This window comes from Patescibacteria group bacterium, from assembly GCA_030583705.1.
GTDB lineage: Bacteria > Patescibacteriota > Patescibacteriia > Patescibacteriales > Patescibacteriaceae > Patescibacterium.
The window spans coordinates 733,814-749,844 of the sequence record CP129471.1 but is presented as its reverse complement, the minus strand read 5'-3'; the positions used below and the strand labels follow the sequence as shown (position 1 = coordinate 749,844).

At 37.3% G+C, this 16,031-nt stretch carries 15 protein-coding genes and 1 tRNA gene; 2 read left to right on the top strand and 14 right to left on the bottom strand.

The features are described from left to right. The 8 genes from QY321_03685 to QY321_03650 form a co-directional block, all read right to left on the bottom strand. Positions 1–73, bottom strand: a tRNA-Ala gene (locus QY321_03685). Between the two features lie 4 nt (positions 74–77). Next, a complete protein-coding gene (locus QY321_03680) occupies positions 78–326 on the bottom strand; it encodes a hypothetical protein (GenBank protein WKZ24689.1) in 249 nt (82 codons plus the stop codon). A gap of 57 nt (positions 327–383) precedes the next feature. After that, positions 384–1,670, bottom strand: a complete 1,287-nt coding sequence (locus QY321_03675) for a peptidoglycan DD-metalloendopeptidase family protein (protein WKZ24688.1) — start codon at positions 1,668–1,670, stop codon at positions 384–386. A gap of 96 nt (positions 1,671–1,766) precedes the next feature. Further along, positions 1,767–2,072: a hypothetical protein gene (locus QY321_03670; protein ID WKZ24687.1), complete on the bottom strand. Its 306-nt coding sequence runs from the start codon at positions 2,070–2,072 to the stop codon at positions 1,767–1,769. A gap of 54 nt (positions 2,073–2,126) precedes the next feature. Beyond that, positions 2,127–2,513, bottom strand: coding sequence for a hypothetical protein (locus QY321_03665; GenBank protein ID WKZ24686.1), 387 nt, complete (start codon positions 2,511–2,513; stop codon positions 2,127–2,129). A 60-nt stretch (positions 2,514–2,573) separates the two neighbouring features. After that, on the bottom strand, positions 2,574–2,966 hold the full coding sequence (locus QY321_03660) for a hypothetical protein (GenBank protein WKZ24685.1): 393 nt from the start codon (positions 2,964–2,966) through the stop codon (positions 2,574–2,576). 131 nt (positions 2,967–3,097) lie between these two features. Next, a complete protein-coding gene (locus QY321_03655) occupies positions 3,098–4,546 on the bottom strand; it encodes a BspA family leucine-rich repeat surface protein (protein WKZ24684.1) in 1,449 nt (482 codons plus the stop codon). A 63-nt stretch (positions 4,547–4,609) separates the two neighbouring features. Then, on the bottom strand, positions 4,610–7,552 hold the full coding sequence (locus QY321_03650) for an ATP-dependent DNA helicase (GenBank protein ID WKZ24683.1): 2,943 nt from the start codon (positions 7,550–7,552) through the stop codon (positions 4,610–4,612). A gap of 186 nt (positions 7,553–7,738) precedes the next feature. On the opposite strand from QY321_03650, the gene QY321_03645 reads away from it, so the two are divergent. Further along, on the top strand, positions 7,739–8,485 hold the full coding sequence (locus tag QY321_03645; GenBank protein ID WKZ24682.1) for a hypothetical protein: 747 nt from the start codon (positions 7,739–7,741) through the stop codon (positions 8,483–8,485). Positions 8,486–8,903: 418 nt separating this feature from the next. Here the strand turns inward: QY321_03645 and QY321_03640 are convergent, their stop codons facing one another. Next, on the bottom strand, positions 8,904–9,113 hold the full coding sequence (locus tag QY321_03640; GenBank protein ID WKZ24681.1) for a four helix bundle protein: 210 nt from the start codon (positions 9,111–9,113) through the stop codon (positions 8,904–8,906). 149 nt (positions 9,114–9,262) lie between these two features. Here QY321_03640 and QY321_03635 point away from each other — a divergent pair, with 149 nt between their 5' ends. Then, complete coding sequence (locus tag QY321_03635; GenBank protein WKZ24680.1) at positions 9,263–9,790, top strand: hypothetical protein; 528 nt, start codon at positions 9,263–9,265, stop codon at positions 9,788–9,790. 52 nt (positions 9,791–9,842) lie between these two features. Here QY321_03635 and QY321_03630 read toward each other — a convergent pair whose 3' ends face one another. From QY321_03630 to QY321_03610, 5 genes are all read right to left on the bottom strand, one after another. After that, positions 9,843–11,123, bottom strand: coding sequence for a pitrilysin family protein (locus tag QY321_03630; protein WKZ24679.1), 1,281 nt, complete (start codon positions 11,121–11,123; stop codon positions 9,843–9,845). Positions 11,124–11,129: 6 nt separating this feature from the next. Then, positions 11,130–12,497: a glycine--tRNA ligase gene (locus tag QY321_03625; protein ID WKZ24678.1), complete on the bottom strand. Its 1,368-nt coding sequence runs from the start codon at positions 12,495–12,497 to the stop codon at positions 11,130–11,132. A gap of 126 nt (positions 12,498–12,623) precedes the next feature. Next, complete coding sequence (locus QY321_03620) at positions 12,624–13,967, bottom strand: O-antigen ligase family protein (GenBank protein WKZ24677.1); 1,344 nt, start codon at positions 13,965–13,967, stop codon at positions 12,624–12,626. Further along, the gene (locus tag QY321_03615; GenBank protein WKZ24676.1) at positions 13,960–14,853 is read right to left on the bottom strand and encodes a hypothetical protein; all 894 of its coding nucleotides are present in this window, start codon (positions 14,851–14,853) and stop codon (positions 13,960–13,962) included. The genes QY321_03620 and QY321_03615 overlap by 8 nt, the downstream gene beginning before the upstream one ends. Before the next feature lie 75 nt (positions 14,854–14,928). After that, positions 14,929–15,993: a DNA recombination protein RmuC gene (locus tag QY321_03610; protein ID WKZ24675.1), complete on the bottom strand. Its 1,065-nt coding sequence runs from the start codon at positions 15,991–15,993 to the stop codon at positions 14,929–14,931. Positions 15,994–16,031 lie beyond the last annotated feature (38 nt).

Below are 16,031 nucleotides of genomic sequence, written 5' to 3'. Positions count from 1 at the left end.
TGGACCAGACAGGACTCGAACCTGCCACCCCCTGCTTGCAAAGCAGGTGCTCTACCAGATGAGCTACTGGCCCTTGATTATTGATTGTATCTTAAGATCGGACTAAGGATAAACATTATAAAACCCTGGATTAAGCCGGTTAAGGTTAAGATTCCTAAAAAAGTTATAATAATACCTATTAACTTATAACCCAGTCTTGATCCTCCGGAAGTACCTAGTTTATCTTCAAAAAACTCCATCCTACCAAAAGTGTTAAGGATCGCTTCTGACTTTATTACTATCAGACTGCCTATAACAATCATGATAAGCCCGATAAGTATACTCATAGCTTTATTTTTTAGCCTTAAATTTTAGCCTTAAAACTTCTCTAACAATATAGCGTATTAACGAATATAATTCAAGGGGTTATAACGTTGGCCGTTAATGATAACCTCAAAGTGAAGGTGTGGCCCGGTAGAGCGTCCGGTAGAGCCCATAGCGCCGATATATTGCCCCTTAGCTACTCTTTCGCCTGTACTTACCCCAAAGGTGGAAAGGTGAGCGTAGCGGGTTTTGGTGCCTCCTCCATGGTTAAGCAATATTTGGTTACCATAACCACCACGGTTGTAACCTATGGTTTCCACAGTTCCAGCTTCAGCCGCGTAAATCGGAGTACCAGTTCGGTTGGCTATATCAATACCACCATGCGCCCAAGAGTAATATTGGGTAATTCTTGCACCCACGGTCGGCCAGACCATTTTATCTCCAGCGGGAACAACTGGTGCCGGTGCGTTTACTAAACTTCTAATAGTTGCAGCTGCACCAGTAGCCGGTCGTGCGGCTACACTACGAACCGGTGTTTCAACTCTTTTACTACCGCCAGGGATCATTAACTTAGCACCAATTCTTAGTTGGTTGGCATCGGCTAAAGAATTGCCTTCAATAATATCGTTTTCTGAGACACTGTATAGTTGGGCGATTTGTCCCAGGGTTTGTCCTCTGGCTACTTCATGAGAAACACCAGTCATTGGCAGAATTGTTAGTTCAGTACCAGGGCGAATTATGCTGGTGGCTGTTAGATTGTTTTCCCACAAAATAGTGGCCACGCTAATACCGAAACGTTGCGCGATAACTGAAATTGTATCTCCGCTTTGTACGGTGTATTTAATCGGTTCCGTTCTATCTGTGGGAATTGAAGAGGATGGTTCTTCTTCCTCATCTTGAGGCAGCTCTTTAGTATAAATGGAAACAGGAGACTCAAGACCGGTTGGTTCGTCTTTTTCATAATCATAAACTAATCTTTCAAAGTTCTGTTTTTCTTCAATTATCTCTTCCATTTCTCCTAAAGTATCCACCACTAGTCTAGATAAAACAGTTCTACCAACCAGTTCATCCGAAGAAATTGCTGAAGCTTTATTGGTAAAATTATGGATTAATACCGTAAAGGTTAAAACAATGATCAGGCCGTGTAATAACCACTTGCCGATCATTTTTTCAGCTCTACGTTTATTGGTTTTAACTGGACCACCGGCTGTACGAACAATTAGCCCGTATAACCGATAAACAGGCACTACTACCAAAATAAGCAGCTTATTAAAAAGCCAAACCAGAGGGCGATAAATAAGCTTAACAAAAAAAGCGGTTAAGAGCTTTTTGGCGTAAATAACGATTTTTAGCAAAAACAGGGTCAAGGCGACAACTGCTTTTTTAATTGGCGTAGCTATAGTTTTTGGGTTAATATTAAGCTTCCATCATACCGAAAAGAACTATCGGTGTCAATGCTATTTTTAGCTTTTTTTATCAGTCTTTTTTTTGCTTGTTTCTTTTATACCAGATAAAATACCGATCAGTTTTCCAACACCAGAAGCGATAACCGTAATATAAGAAGAAGCTCCAGTAATTTTTTCTTTCATTAGTCTAATTAATTCATCCAAAGTCTCCAAGCGTTGTTTAAAGCCGTTAACTATTTGGTAAGTTTGTTTAATGGCGGCAATGGCGTAATACATCATCCAGAGTAAGAAGATGGTAAACCATAATATACAAAAAGATAGCACTAAGTAAAAAATGTCCTGACTGGTATTGATAAAAAACATATGTTTGAATTATTTATTTAATTTTAAATTTAAGTTTAGTTTTATTTTTCTTCTCTATTGCCTTAAAATATAAGCGTCTATCGGTTCTCCGATTTCTCCTTGCTCAAGTATTAAAATGCCGGTATCATCTTCGCCGACACATAATTCGGTGGCACTACAAAGCATGCCCTCGGAATCAACACCGCGGATATTAGCTTGTTGGATAACAATTCCTCCGGGCAAAGCCGCTCCGATCATAGCAGTTGGCACTAATTGTCCAACACAAATGTTATTGGCTCCGCAAACCACTGTTATTTCTTTACCAGCGTCAACTTTAACCACTCTGAGTTTATCTGCATTAGGGTGGGTATCAATATTCTTAATCTGTCCCACTACCACTCCGGGAAAATTGGTTGATGATTTACTCTTAAAGACTTTAAGGATTTTTTGTAAGAAAGACATAAGTTTAAATTAATGATTTTATTAATAATTAAAATTTTTAGTTGATCAGAATTTTTTCTTTTAGTTTTCAACTTTTTTTTCGTTATGATAACTTAGTAAAAAGAATTCTAAAGCCGTTAAACAGACGATTAACAGACCAATGTTAAACAAACTAAAAAGTTTTTGTGAAAAAAGGAACAAAATGGCACCAAGTAGAACAGCCGTTAAAAAGGCTTGTCTAAAAGCTACTACTACTGCGTAACCGGCCAATCGTCTTTTTAAAGCCAGGAATCTGACCAGAAATCCGATAATTGAACCAGTACCGGTTAAGGCAAAAATCAAAACCGCATAAAAAATAACGAGCTCCGCCATCCCAGCTTCTTGCGGGTTAATGTTCATAATTAACAGAAGAAAACCGGTCCACAACATTACGGTGGCGGTGATCATGATAATAAGGTAGCCGCGCAGAGTCATAATTTTTAACGATATTAGAGTAACTTATTACTTTTTATTTTAACTGGTAAAGCTTTTTAGAAGGTGCCTTTACCTACCTTTATTATAGCACAGAAGATGATATTTTTTCAATAAAGGTTGTTTTTCTTTTATTATATTCCTCCATCCTGAACTGTCCATCCATAACCCGTCCTAACTGTTCCACCCGAGGTATATGAATTAGTAAACGTACTACCTTGAAGATCTATAGTAGTGGCGTTAATTACGGTCACTACCCAGAGCCCATTAGCTTCGGTGGTGCCTCCGATATTTGCATTAAATATTTTATTATTAGTCGTTAAGCCGTGACTAGTGGATGTGGTTACTCTAATTAAACCACTACCGTTATTAGCGACGTTAGAAACATTGACCGTGGCGTTAGCGCGAGTTAATAATGCTCGACCCTCCGCTCCGGCAGCTGTGTATTTTATAGTGCCAAATTGAATTGACCTACCAGTTATAAGAGGATTTCTAATCCAGCCGTTGTAAATAGAGTCAAGATGTTCGGCTGAATAATTAGCCGCTGTTTTACCGGCCATAAAGTTAGAAAAAGCTGAAACCTTGCTAACATTCCAATTACCTATATCCTGATTAAAGGCGGTGGCAAAACGAAAAGATTCTTGCATGTTGGTAACATTACTTACATCCCAGTCTCCAATGTCTTGATTAAATAAAGGCGTATACCAATTAAAGCCCATATTGGTTATATTAGAAGTATCCCATCTAGAAAAAGAGCTGTTTCCGACTAAAGAATTACAACCCCTAATCATTTGCTCCATGTTTGTAACATTAGAAAGATCAGGTATGTCGGTAGCGGTAATGTCCATATTAGCTGCACCATGAAAAGCTGATTGCATAGATGTCCACGCTATATTGCCCCAATTTTGCACTTCTAGAAGTTTTAATCTATCTCCGCCATTATTAAAATATATTCTCGGGAAGTTTCCACTGATTTTTATTTTATAAGTTCCGGCTGAAGCATAGGTATGAGTATAATCACCTGTTAAACCGGTGGAAGCATTACCGTCACCCCAATCTACATTGTAATTATAACCGGCTCCAGTCGTTGGAATTGTGAATTGAGTACTGGTGGAAGTTCCGGCATTGTCTGTTTTAACCAGGATAATAAACTCATTGGGAGAGGTTATACCCGCTGGAGTAGCTACGATATTTCCGGCCAACAAAAATCCAGCATCACTTCCAATACAAGCATATATGGTATATGTCGTAGTGTTTGATTCGTATATATACTCATTATCCTGGCAATCACCATCCGTTCTTGGAGTAGGGTTATTGGGTACTTTGCTCATGTAGACTACTCCACCAGCTTCCAAAGCCTGTCCAGGAGAAAAGTTATCTGCTTCAGGGTAAGAGTTATTATCTGCATAATACAGCTCCAGAGCATTAGCCATGGCTTTTAGATCATTAAGTCTTTTAGCGTCTCTGGCACTAGCCCTTGAATCACCTAAAGATATAATAACCAAGGTTGAGAGTATACCTATTATAGCTATTACCACCAAGAGCTCTATGAGAGTAAAAGCCTTTAGTTTCTTATATAACATGATTAAATTTAAGTTTATTGTATATTATGTATAATACCATTTAATTAAACTTAAAACAATAACTTATATCCTAATAAATTCACACAGGCTCTTATAGGGGCAGTTTTTACACATGATTTCTGGTCTGGCGGTAAAGTCAAAGGTTTGAATTTCTTCTATTAATTCAAGTAGACGTTCTTTTAGAGTAATAATTTCTTCGCCTTTGGCGGTAAAAGATTTTTTTTCATTGTCTTTAAGATAGTAGAAGGTTAGTTTGCTAACTTTCATTTTAAAGATTTCTTCAAGGGCTGCCTGATAAAGAATAAGCTGTTTTTTATTTTGCGGCGTGAGTTTAGCCGGTGCTTTTCCTGTTTTGTAATCAATAATTTCATAAGTGCCGTCTGGTAGTTTATCTACACGGTCAATAACACCGGTTAATTTGTATTTACCAAGCGGCAGATTAAATTTCTTTTCCAACCAAACCGGTTTTTCTTCCGCCATCTCTTCGTGCATTTGTTTAAGCATTTTTAGTCCAGCTTCTTTATAATCCTCGGCTTGTTGTCTATCCTCGTAGCCGTTATTAATCCAGTACTGTTCATAAAGAGCTAAGAGTTTTTTTAAAGATAAATCAATTGAAGATTTTTCTGCTTGGCCAAAGAGATTTTTTTGTTGTGAGTTAATTTCGGTTAAAGGCAAAAAGAATTGTTTTAAGACAGAATGGATTACTCTACCGAAAACAAAATAATGATTTTCTTCTTGAGGTAGTTTTAAAAGATAAATCAGCTTATACTGCCAAGGGCATTTTTCAAAAAGCTCAAGTTGTGAAAAAGAGTAGCTAACGGGTAACGGTAGGCTAGTTTTTTCTTCCGGATTATTAAGAGTTTTAAGATCGCGGCTAAGCTCGTCTTCTTCTTCACCAGTAGCGGACAAGGTAGATAATTTGGCTTCTTCTACAAAGGCTGAAGGTTTTTTCTTTTGTACCCCACCATAGTCTTTAGCACCGGTTACGTAAAGACCTTTTTTAGATCTGGTCATGGCAACGTAGAAAAGACGTCTTTCTTCGGCAATATGAGTTTGGACATTTTGTTCAGCACTAACACCTAAAGCATCTGGTATTGGTAATTTATCCGAACGGTTAATGGTGGGAAAGCGCTTATTAACGGCGTTAACGATAAAGACATGTTCAAATTCCAAGCCCTTAGCGGCGTGAACAGTCATAACTTTAACCGTATCAGCATCATCAAAATTAAAGCGTAGTCCACCGGTTTCGCCGGCTTCCATCTCCAGATTAATTAAAGCCAAAAAGTCTTTTAGGGTGCCAGCTTCGTCTGCTTCTTCAAATTTTTTAATCTTATGATAAAACTGGTTAAGATAGGAAAAAGATAGATGATCAAGATCTTGATCTAGGTAGGGAATTAAACAATCATGGACCACTGCCAAAAAGACCCGTGAGGTTTTTTTATCATTAACCAAGGCCGTATGCCTAGTAATTAAAGACAGAAGATGATTAATCTTTTTAACTGCTTCTTTACTTAATTTAGGTACAGCTTCCGCTTGTTTAAGGGTTTCAAAGAGAGATAAAACGTTCTTTCTGGCCCAAAGGTTAAGGAGTAAGAGGTCGTCATGGTTAAGTCTAAAGGCGGGCATACGCAGAACGCGGTAAAGAGCGGCTGGTTCATGATAATGATCTAAGAGTTTAAAATAGGCTAAAGCGTTTAGAATAATCGGTTTGTAATAAAGGCCCTTTAGAGAAACAAAGTGGTTGGGGATATTTTGTCGAGACAATTCTTTAACAAATTTATCGGCCGTGTCATTAGCTCTAACCAAAACAGCGATTTGTGCCCAGCTTGAAGCTAAGCCACTTTCTTTTAAGAGTTTAATTCTTTCGGCTACTCCCAAGCATTCTTGGTATTCGGTATTAAAGTCCAGATAAATGGCTTCACCGGAAAAGTCTGTTTGGCTTTTTAGTTTTTTGTTAAGTTTAAGTTTTACTTCCAAGCGATCCGGGTTGTTGTTGGTGATTAGTTGGTAGGCATGATCAAGGACAGTTTGTCCGGAGCGGTAGTTATCTGTTAAAACAACTTGTTTGGCTTTAGGAAAGTCATCTTTAAATTGCATGATATTAGATAGGGCGGCACCACGGAAACGATAGATACTTTGGTCATCATCTCCGACTGCTACTAAATTATTATTCGGAGCAGATAAGAGTTTAATAAGCTCATACTGCGCACTATTGGTGTCTTGAAACTCATCTACCATGATATAGCGAAAGCGTGAAAGATATTTTTTTAAGATGTTTGGTCTGGTTTTTAGAAGTTCAATGGTTTTAACAATAAGATCCCCGAAATCTAAAAAGTTTTCTTGAATCATTAAATGATTATATGAATGATAAGCCTCAGCTAACTCATAAATTCGGGAAAGCTCCATGGCTTCGGCTGCTTGGTTATCTTCTTCATCATTATTTTTTTTATCTTTATCTTTACTACTCAAGAGACTTTCTTTCCCGTCTTTAAGGTTTTGTGCGTATTCCAAATATTTAGACGAGGCAATATTTTCGTCCTTAAGACGAGAGAAGTGGGAGATTATTTCATGAATAAATTTTGTCGGGTCACCGATTGGTTTGTAATAATTAAGACCTAGTTCGGTAATGTGTTTTCTTATAAAAATCCATTGTTCGGTTTGGTTTAAAAGAGTAAAGCTTGGAGATAAACCTATATCTAAAGCGTGGTCTCGTAAAATTCTTTCACATAGACCGTGGAAGGTATTGATCCAAAGATTAACATAACCATAGGGTAAAAGTTTATCTGCCCTTTCTTCAAGTTCATTGGCACCTTTTTCTGTAAAGGTGGTTAAAAGAATCTCTTCAGGATCAACGCCTTTTTCAAGGATCAGCCAAGCTAGGCGGTTAATTAAAACCGTGGTTTTACCAGTACCGGCGCCGGCTACAATAAGCAAAGGGCCGTCTTGGTGAGTAACGGCTTTTTTTTGCGAATCATTAAGAGAGGAGAGTATATCAAGCTTTTTCATAACTCCTAAATCATATCACAGAGCAAAAGATAAAACAAGGTATTGGCTAATATTAGCTAATAACCCCTAACACCTATTGACTTATTTCGTTTGGTGTGATATAATTAGATAATGCGAGGTATTCTTGCATCCTGAAAAAGGACAATCTTATTCAGGTAAATTCTTTAAAAATAAGGAGAATAGTCCATGAAAAAGAAAACACATGGAACAGTCCCAAAACTAGTAGTTGGCGCCAGTATAGCGCAACTAAAAGATATCCAAAAAACTATGCTGGATGTCATCCCGAATTTTTTAAGTCATTCAGATGCTCAGTCAGTGATCGGAGAGAAAAATAATTTACTCAAAGATATGAGATTGGTTTGGGATAAGTATGTCAAAGGTTCCTTATATGATCAACAGCTTCTTAAATGGCAGGATTTCTACCGAGAATTTTTTGGTAAAGAGGTTGATATATCCAAGATTGCTATTCCCGAAAAAAAAGCTGATTTTACCCGGCTTGTAGTTATTGCTGAAGGGTTAACCCTCAACCAGGTTTTTAAGGTTTGTCAAAGTAATTTTCCATGTTGGAAATATACTGATGACCTTGATGAATCTGTAACTCAAAATGATCGCACCTCGGATCAGACTTACGCTATATGGGTAAGAGACACAGTGGAGGCAGATGAGAAATTTAAGAATATGTCAGCTAATGATCTGAAAGCTAAGGGTATTAAAGGGATTACCCTACTCGAAAGAATGATTTTGGAGTTGGGTTACTTTAAAGAAACGGGGAAGCACTTGGATATCGAGAATATCACCCTGTGTTCCGGCTCCCGTGATTCTGGCGGCTTCGTGCTGATCGCCCACTGGCGCGACGACGAGTTCCGCGTCGTTTGGTGCCATCCTGACGATGCCGACGGCAGCTTGCGTTGCCGTGAGGTAGTTACACTTTAGACTTGTACCTTTTTATCTTGAACGTTTTTGCTTTAGCAAAAACGTTCTTTTATTTTTTGTATATTTTTGTTATATTAAAAATGGCTAATAAACCGGTCCGATTCCGGGTAGCGGTTTGCCTTTATAAGAAACTACGTGTCTTTTCCTAAAGAAGGTCCGTTTGTTGTTTCAAGCGGTACTTTGTATGACTGCCGAATGATTCGGATAACTCATGCCTCGCTTGCGAGTGAGGCAGGTGTTGAGGATGGGGAAAGACTCTTATAGGCGGTTCCCGTAATTCTGACGGCAACGTGCTGAACGCCAACTGGAACGACGACAAGTTCAACGTCAATTGGTACAATCCTGACAATGCCAACGACAACTTGCGTTGCCGTGAGGTAGTTTCATGAACGCTCTCTAACTCAGAGAGCGTTCATCTTTAGGAGAGATATTTAATCCAACCGTTCGTCATTTTTGATATTTCCTCGGTTGATTTTGTAAGGCGCAGGTAATGTTTTTCTTGAATAATGTTCGTTTCTTTCATGAGTCTAACAAAACGCTTAAAAGCTTCAATTTTAATCCGAGCGCCGAGGAGAGGCTTTAACTTTTCTGATTTATTGGCAAAAGAAGCTTCCAGTAATAATTCCATATTTTCCAATAGTAACTTTTCAGCTCGTATTATATGCTCAAAATCCTCACCTATTGACTTATTTCATTGTGTGTGATATAATTAGATAATGTACTTTAAATTAAATTGATTCAATAAAAAGTTTTAAAAAATTCAAAAAGAGAGTAAAATTGAAAAATTTCAATATCACCAATCTTTTCTTTAAAATATTTTTGGAGTCTTGGATGCTTTGGAGAGTAAGACCCTTACCTTCTTTATATTACTGGCCACTTTGGTTGCTCGTAAAACTATTATGGGAACCTTTTTCTTTAAAGAGGTCTCATTGGTGGACCTGGATTAAAGATCCTTTCATTAATGATCAACAGATGATGATGAAAGTTGAGGCGCCGGGAGATTTAAAAGCCAGGCCTAGAGATACTTTTTGGGGTAACTTTTGGCAAACTAACTTTGGATGGCAAACTTGTTCTATTTTATGCCCCGAAGATCTTAGTCAAGAATACCAAGTTGGTTTTATAAGAGAGTATGATAATAAAAAGATGTATTGCTCTCTTATCCTTAATGGTCCAGTAGCTATTCTCCAGGGCCCTAAAGAAATGAAATTTTTTGCTTTTTCTTTAGATAAAAAGGCGGTAAAAATTAAAGTTTTGAGAACAGGTATTTCTAAATGGCAATTACCATTTGGCATACCTTTAATCTAAACAAAAAAGAGAACGACCAAATGGAAGCTCTCTTTTTTTATTTTCATTCCTATTATTTCAATAACTTTCTAAATTCCTCTGTTTTCTTATATGGTCCGATAATGGCCAGGTTGAGGTTCTTTGTAGTGAAGATTTTCTTGGCTACTCTTTGGATGTCTTCTGGGGTAACGGCTTTCATTTTTTTCAGGTGTTCTGACGGGGTAGTTGGCTTAAGTTTTTTGCCTTTTTGTTGGCTAAGCATAACTAGTTGTTGTCCATACCAACCGGCTACCTGATCCGCTCCTTCAAGTTTTAAAAGAGTCTTGTTGGAGACAAACTGTTTAATCTTTTTAAGTTCTTGATCGGATATTTTTTCTTTCGCCATTTTCTTATATTCTTCCACAATAATCGCTATAGCTTTTTTAATCTTATCCACCGGTACTCCTGCTTGGGTGGCTAGGTAGCCGGTATCTGTGTAGGCTTCATAGCCCGAGCGGACATAATAACAAAGTCCGTTTCTTTCTCTTAAGTTTAAAAACAGCCTTGAACTCATAGAGCCCCCCAAGGCTAAAGAGATCATTTTAAGAGCTGCGTAATCTGGATTACCATAGGCGGGAGTGCGTACACCTAGCACTAAGTGTGCTTGATCTGTTTTTTTATATTCCAATTTTACTTGTGCTTGGTTTTGTTTTTCTTTAACTTCTTGTTTAGGTAGAGCGCGACCCTTGGGATATTTATTAAAATGTTTTTCCACTAAGCTTTTTACTTTGGGTGGTATATAGCCAGCTAGACAAACAAAAGAATTACCGGTTTTGTATTGACTTTGGTAGTATTTTATAAAATCTTTTCTCTTAAAAGCGTTAATTGTTTCTTTTGTCCCAATAGTGTCCCAACCGGCAGGGGTATCTCCATATAGACATTCTTCAAAAACTTCTCCAACTCTCATAATTGGGTTATCTAGATACATATTAACTTCTTCAATGATAACCCCTTTTTCTCTGGCTATTTCTTCTTCCTCAAACTTGGAGTTTAAGAGCATGTCGGCGATAACATCCAAGGCTAGTTCGGCGGACTTGCCGGCAGTTTTAACCCAGTACCCGGTATATTCTTTAGAAGTAAAGGCATTATATTCTCCGCCTACTCTGTCTAGGGCAGTGGAAATAGTTAAGGTGTCCGGTCTTTTAGTTGTTCCTTTAAAGAACATGTGTTCAAGAAAGTGAGATAGACCACTGGTACGGCGATCTTCATATTTTGAACCGGTAGCGACCATTACTAAAACGGCAGTAGTCTTAGCACCTTTTTGGGGTGCGGTTAAAAGATTTAAACCATTAGAAAGTTTTTGGATTTTGTACATATTGTTTTATGAAAGTTTATTTTTTAGAAAATCAGGTAATTCTTGAATCTTAACTTTAGCTTGTTCCATTGTATCCCTATCCCTTATTGTTACTTCATCATTTTCTAAAGTGTCAAAATCTATGGTTATGCAATATGGTGTACCAATTTCGTCTTGTCTTCGGTAGCGTTTACCGACGTTACCGTTGTCATCAAATTCAGCAGGGTAGTCTTTTCTGATCATGTCATAGACTTCTTTGGCCTTTTTAACTAACTCCGGCTTATTTCTTAAAAGGGGGAAGATGGCCACTTTAACCGGGGCTAAAGAGATGGGTAGTTTAAGTACTTTTCTAGTATCTTCTTTAACTTTTTCTTCTTGGTAGGCGGAGAGTAAAACAGCCAGTACCGTACGGTCTACACCCATAGATGGTTCAATAACATGCGGTACATAAGTTTCTCCTTTTTCGTTCGTATAACTTATTTTATGGTTACTTAAATCATAATCTCCGCGATAGGCGAGCCCATAAAGCTCTTTGGTGCCAAAAGGATAGTGGTATTCAAAGTCAATGGTCTTTTTGGAATAATGTGCTCTCTCATTTTCCGAGATTTCGTTTTCCTTAATTGACTTTTCATAATCAACACCCAAGCTTATAATCCATTTTTTTATCGCTTCTCTCCAGTCTTCAAAAACTTCTTGCCAGGCTTGGTCGTTAGTTGGTTTTGGGATAAAGTATTCAATCTCCATTTGTTCAAATTCTCTAGTTCGGAAGATAAAGTTACCAGGAGTTATTTCGTTACGAAAAGCTTTGCCGATTTGCCCCACCCCAAAAGGTGGTTTAAGACGCATGGTGTCAGTGATGTTTTTAAAATTAACAAAAATACCCTGGGCTGTTTCCGGACGAAAATAAACCAAGCTGCCGGTTTCCTCTATTGGTCCCAAATGGGTTTTAAGCATCATGTTAAATTGTTTTGGCTCACTTAGGTCATTACCTTTAGGGCTTTTTAATCCGAGTTCTTTAAGCTTATCAATCATGGCTGCCTGATCAAGGCCTTGAATGTTAACTCCGTTGTATTCCAGAAAGTGATCCAATCTAAATCTTTCATGAGTTTTAACGTCTTCCACCAAGGGATCGGTAAAATGACTTAAATGACCACTAGCTTCCCAAACTTTGGTGTTCATTAAAAGAGCACTGTCTAGGCCCGTCATATCGTCTTTATCTGTCACAAAGGTTTTCCACCAAAGTTTTTTAATATTGTTTTTTAATTCAACTCCATATGGACCATAATCCCAGCTATTAGCCAGACCACCATAGATTTCCGAGCCAGGGAAAATAAAACCGCGCCTTTTGCATAAGGAGATAATTTTTTCCATTAAGTTTTCTGGTTTTTCTTGCATAGTGTTTGGATTATTTTTTCTTGTATAATATTTAGATTATGAGGTATTAAGAATGATCTGTCAAATGGTTTTTTAAAACTCTTTAACTTTTTAAAAAGAGTTTAAGGTTAAATTATTGCTTTTAAATTAAGGTTTTTCTTTTAGTCTTTCTTTACTTATTTTTATAATTAAGGCGAAAGTAGTTGCCAAAAAGATTGGTCCAAAATGCAGACTGTATGGCCAATGATCAAGTAGGGAAATTATAATAATTAAGATGAGAAGGGAAATACTTAAACCTTTATTTGACTTATTCTTTTTAAGAAAGACTATGGTTAGATAAAAAAGACAAGTTAAAAGCCAAACAAAACTAAAAACTCCAAATTCAGATATTAAGAGTAGGGGTACAGAGTGAACCGGTTGATAAAACCAAGCTGGTTGTTTTGCGCCATCAGAAGAGGCTAAGGCCTTGGTGTAACTATTGGGGCCGGTACCGGTTAAGTAATATTTGGCCATAACTTCTACACTATCTGAAAAGCCGGTAATTCTTTCTTCGCTTGATTTAATCTCTAGTCTGGAATTATGTTCTATTCTAGCGGTAAAAAGATGCGAGTACTGGCTAAAGATTAGGCCAAAGATAAAGATAGCGATAACCATCACAATTATCATCTCGGACAAATTTTTCTTTTTAATAATTTGTCTAATACTTAACCAAATAAAACCTAAGAGAGCGGCCAGCCAAGCGGCCCTGGAAAAAGATAAAAGCAAGGCCGCTAAAGAAATTACCAAAGACAAAACAGGTATTATTTCTTGCAGGCTTTTGTTTATCTTAATTTCTTTTTCTTCTCGTTCTTGTCTGTTATAAAGTAACCAAACCGAGAAGAGAAAGGCTATGGCCATTAAGCCTCCTAAGACATTGGGATGATCAAGACTACCATAGGCGCGGAGCCATCTTTCGTTAACGCCATCCGAGGCTGTTGCTTCTACTACCGAAACTCCCGGTTCTTTTGGATCATGTCCTCCAAGACCAAGCCAGGTGTTAGCTGGAGCTTCTTGACTGATAAATTGCCCAATACCCAAAAGACCACATAAAGAAGCGCTTATTAAAAAGGTTTTTAAAAGTGTTTTATAAGACAGGGTGGTCTGGGTTATAAGATAACCGGCAACTATGGCTAATATAATATTAACGGCTTTTAATAAAGCCGGTAGCGGCATTAGGGCTTGGCTAACTGAGATAATCAAGATAATAATTAGCCCGAGGAGTAGTACCTTAAGGTTGGAGGGTTTTTTAAGAAGAGAGGTAAAATTAATTTTTTGCTTAATTGACCAGAAAAATAAAGCCGCTAGAATTAAAAGATCAATTAGCCATAAGCTGATGGTGCCGTACTCCCAAAAAGCGCCGTTAATTTCGGCTGGAGCGATAATTAACCTGGTTTGCCAAGGCAATAAAACAAGTATACCAAGGACTAGCCAATTAAATATTTTATTAAGCATATTTTTGGAGTCTTTCTTTTAGAGCTTCTCTAAATTTTTCTCGACGATCTTCGGTATGGAGTTTTATAATATGATCTTCAATAATTACCGAAGAACCTTGGCCGGCTTGACTAAGAATTTTTTTTGACATAATTTTTTTATGAAACTTTTTGGCTAAAACTTCTAAGAAGTTAAAAGAGTTTTTTGGTGATTTTCTTATCCTTGATTGGATAAAGTATTTGGAGGCAGCTTCAGGGTAAACCAGGTTAGGTAAAGATTCTTTTAGCCATGGATTATTATCCATTAGTTTAAGATAGACGTTCCAGTCTCCTCGTAGGGGCATAAGACCGGCCAGCCAACAAGGTACATAAGGATCATCGCTTAAAAGTATTGATTCTAAATTAAGTTTTGTTTCATCCACTAAAAAGCTCAGGCAAAGCTTGTTTTGAAATCTTTTTTCAGTAGGCCTAAGACCACTTAAAGCTAAAATTGTGGTAGTTAATAATTTTGTTAACCAAATTCGGTTAGCAGAGGTGATAATAAAAAGATCCAGATCCCCTTCACGACGGATATTTCGTGAACCAATGTTATTGGCCAAACAAATTAGCTTTATCCACGGTAGCCAGCTGATTAAGAGCAACCTTCTTTGGGCGATTTTAAGCTTTTTATCTGTCTCTGAGTATCTTTGTCTTCTGGTTTCAATAATGTCTGAACGATTTGGTAAATAAAAAAAGCCATATTGATTTTCTAGATTAAAGTTAACTTCATTGTTTTCTAAAACTCTCCTTACTTCAGAATAAGAGGCTGGTACTGTCAAATATTGCCAAATTTCAAAATCCGTTAAAGGCCGACTGAAAATATCAAAGAGGGCCAGGGTCTTTAGGATATGAGAATTAAGATTGTCCATATTTTTTATTATGTCTTAGGTCTCTTCAATATTGTTTTAAAATATTTACCTTTTGGTTATTTTTTTAAGTTTTGGTTATTCTTCCAAATTAGCTTTATCTACAATCAACGGCTCTACCGTAGATTCTTGTTCAGTAATTTTAACTACGTCTTTGTCTACTTTTTTAAATTCTTTGTAAGCATTATTGTAGTGGTTAACTGTAGTATTTAGGCTATTACCCATTTTTTGGAGATAATCTTCATAAACTAAAATATGTTTATGGAGTTTTTCCACGTTGCCGCGAATAGCCAGCGCACTTTCTTCAATTTGTAGAGCTCGTAGACCCTGTAGGACGGTTTGTAGATAAGCCAAGAAGGACGTAGGAGAAACAATGATTACCTTATAAGTACCAGCCGCTCTTTGGATTAGGTTGTCGTTTTCTTCACCTTTGCCACCAATCTTGTTAATTAAAAGATCATAATAGATAGCTTCATGGGGAATAAACATAAAGGCAAAGTCTGTGGTTTTATTTTGCGGTTGAATATATTTACTGGTTTCTATGATTCTTGATTTGAGATCATTAAGAAAAACTTTTTCCAACCTATCTCTTTCTCCTCCAGGAGGGGATTCAGCCAGGCGGTTATAGTTTTCCAAAGAGAATTTTGAATCAATTGGAATAATCTTTTCTTTAACAAAAACCGCAGCGTCCACTATGGTGCCATCGGAAAAAGAATATTGCATCTGGTAGCTACCGGGAGGCATAACGTTTTTTAAAAGAGTTTCCAAATAATATTCTCCAAGCACACCTCGTTGTTTAGGGTTTTTTAAGATATCTTGGAGGCTCTGTAACTGGCTGGAAAAATTAATAACTTGCTTATTAGTTTCGTCTAGTTGAGTGAGCTTTTCTGTAACTTGCCCGACAATCTTAACGGTTTCGCTAAACTGTCTATGATGAGCTAAATGGGTTTCGGAAAGTTTTTGGTCTAAAAGCTGGCGCATTTCTTTATTGTGGTCATTTAAAGAGGCCAGTCTTTCCATCATGGCAGACATTTCTCCTTGGTTTCTTGGTTTTCTTAGATTAATGACTAAAAAAACCAGTAGGGCCACAATAACCAAAAAGCCGAGAATAAGAAAAAATATAATGAGGGGTGAAATTGACATAAAGTTTTATCTTGCTATAGTTAAGTTATATTTATTAT

Excerpts from the sequence above, each read along its gene's own strand:
- QY321_03660 (WKZ24685.1), bottom strand. The coding sequence starts at position 2,966 with ATGACTCTGCGCGGCTACCTTATTATCATGATCACCGCCACCGTAATG.
- QY321_03665 (WKZ24686.1), bottom strand. The coding sequence starts at position 2,513 with ATGTCTTTCTTACAAAAAATCCTTAAAGTCTTTAAGAGTAAATCATCA.
- QY321_03615 (WKZ24676.1), bottom strand. The coding sequence starts at position 14,853 with ATGGACAATCTTAATTCTCATATCCTAAAGACCCTGGCCCTCTTTGAT.
- QY321_03645 (WKZ24682.1), top strand. The coding sequence starts at position 7,739 with ATGAAAAAGAAAACACATGGAACAGTCCCAAAACTAGTAGTTGGCGCC.
- QY321_03625 (WKZ24678.1), bottom strand. The coding sequence starts at position 12,497 with ATGCAAGAAAAACCAGAAAACTTAATGGAAAAAATTATCTCCTTATGC.
- QY321_03670 (WKZ24687.1), bottom strand. The coding sequence starts at position 2,072 with ATGTTTTTTATCAATACCAGTCAGGACATTTTTTACTTAGTGCTATCT.
- QY321_03620 (WKZ24677.1), bottom strand. The coding sequence starts at position 13,967 with ATGCTTAATAAAATATTTAATTGGCTAGTCCTTGGTATACTTGTTTTA.
- QY321_03610 (WKZ24675.1), bottom strand. The coding sequence starts at position 15,993 with ATGTCAATTTCACCCCTCATTATATTTTTTCTTATTCTCGGCTTTTTG.
- QY321_03655 (WKZ24684.1), bottom strand. The coding sequence starts at position 4,546 with ATGTTATATAAGAAACTAAAGGCTTTTACTCTCATAGAGCTCTTGGTG.
- QY321_03650 (WKZ24683.1), bottom strand. The coding sequence starts at position 7,552 with ATGAAAAAGCTTGATATACTCTCCTCTCTTAATGATTCGCAAAAAAAA.
- QY321_03640 (WKZ24681.1), bottom strand. The coding sequence starts at position 9,113 with ATGGAATTATTACTGGAAGCTTCTTTTGCCAATAAATCAGAAAAGTTA.
- QY321_03630 (WKZ24679.1), bottom strand. The coding sequence starts at position 11,123 with ATGTACAAAATCCAAAAACTTTCTAATGGTTTAAATCTTTTAACCGCA.
- QY321_03680 (WKZ24689.1), bottom strand. The coding sequence starts at position 326 with ATGAGTATACTTATCGGGCTTATCATGATTGTTATAGGCAGTCTGATA.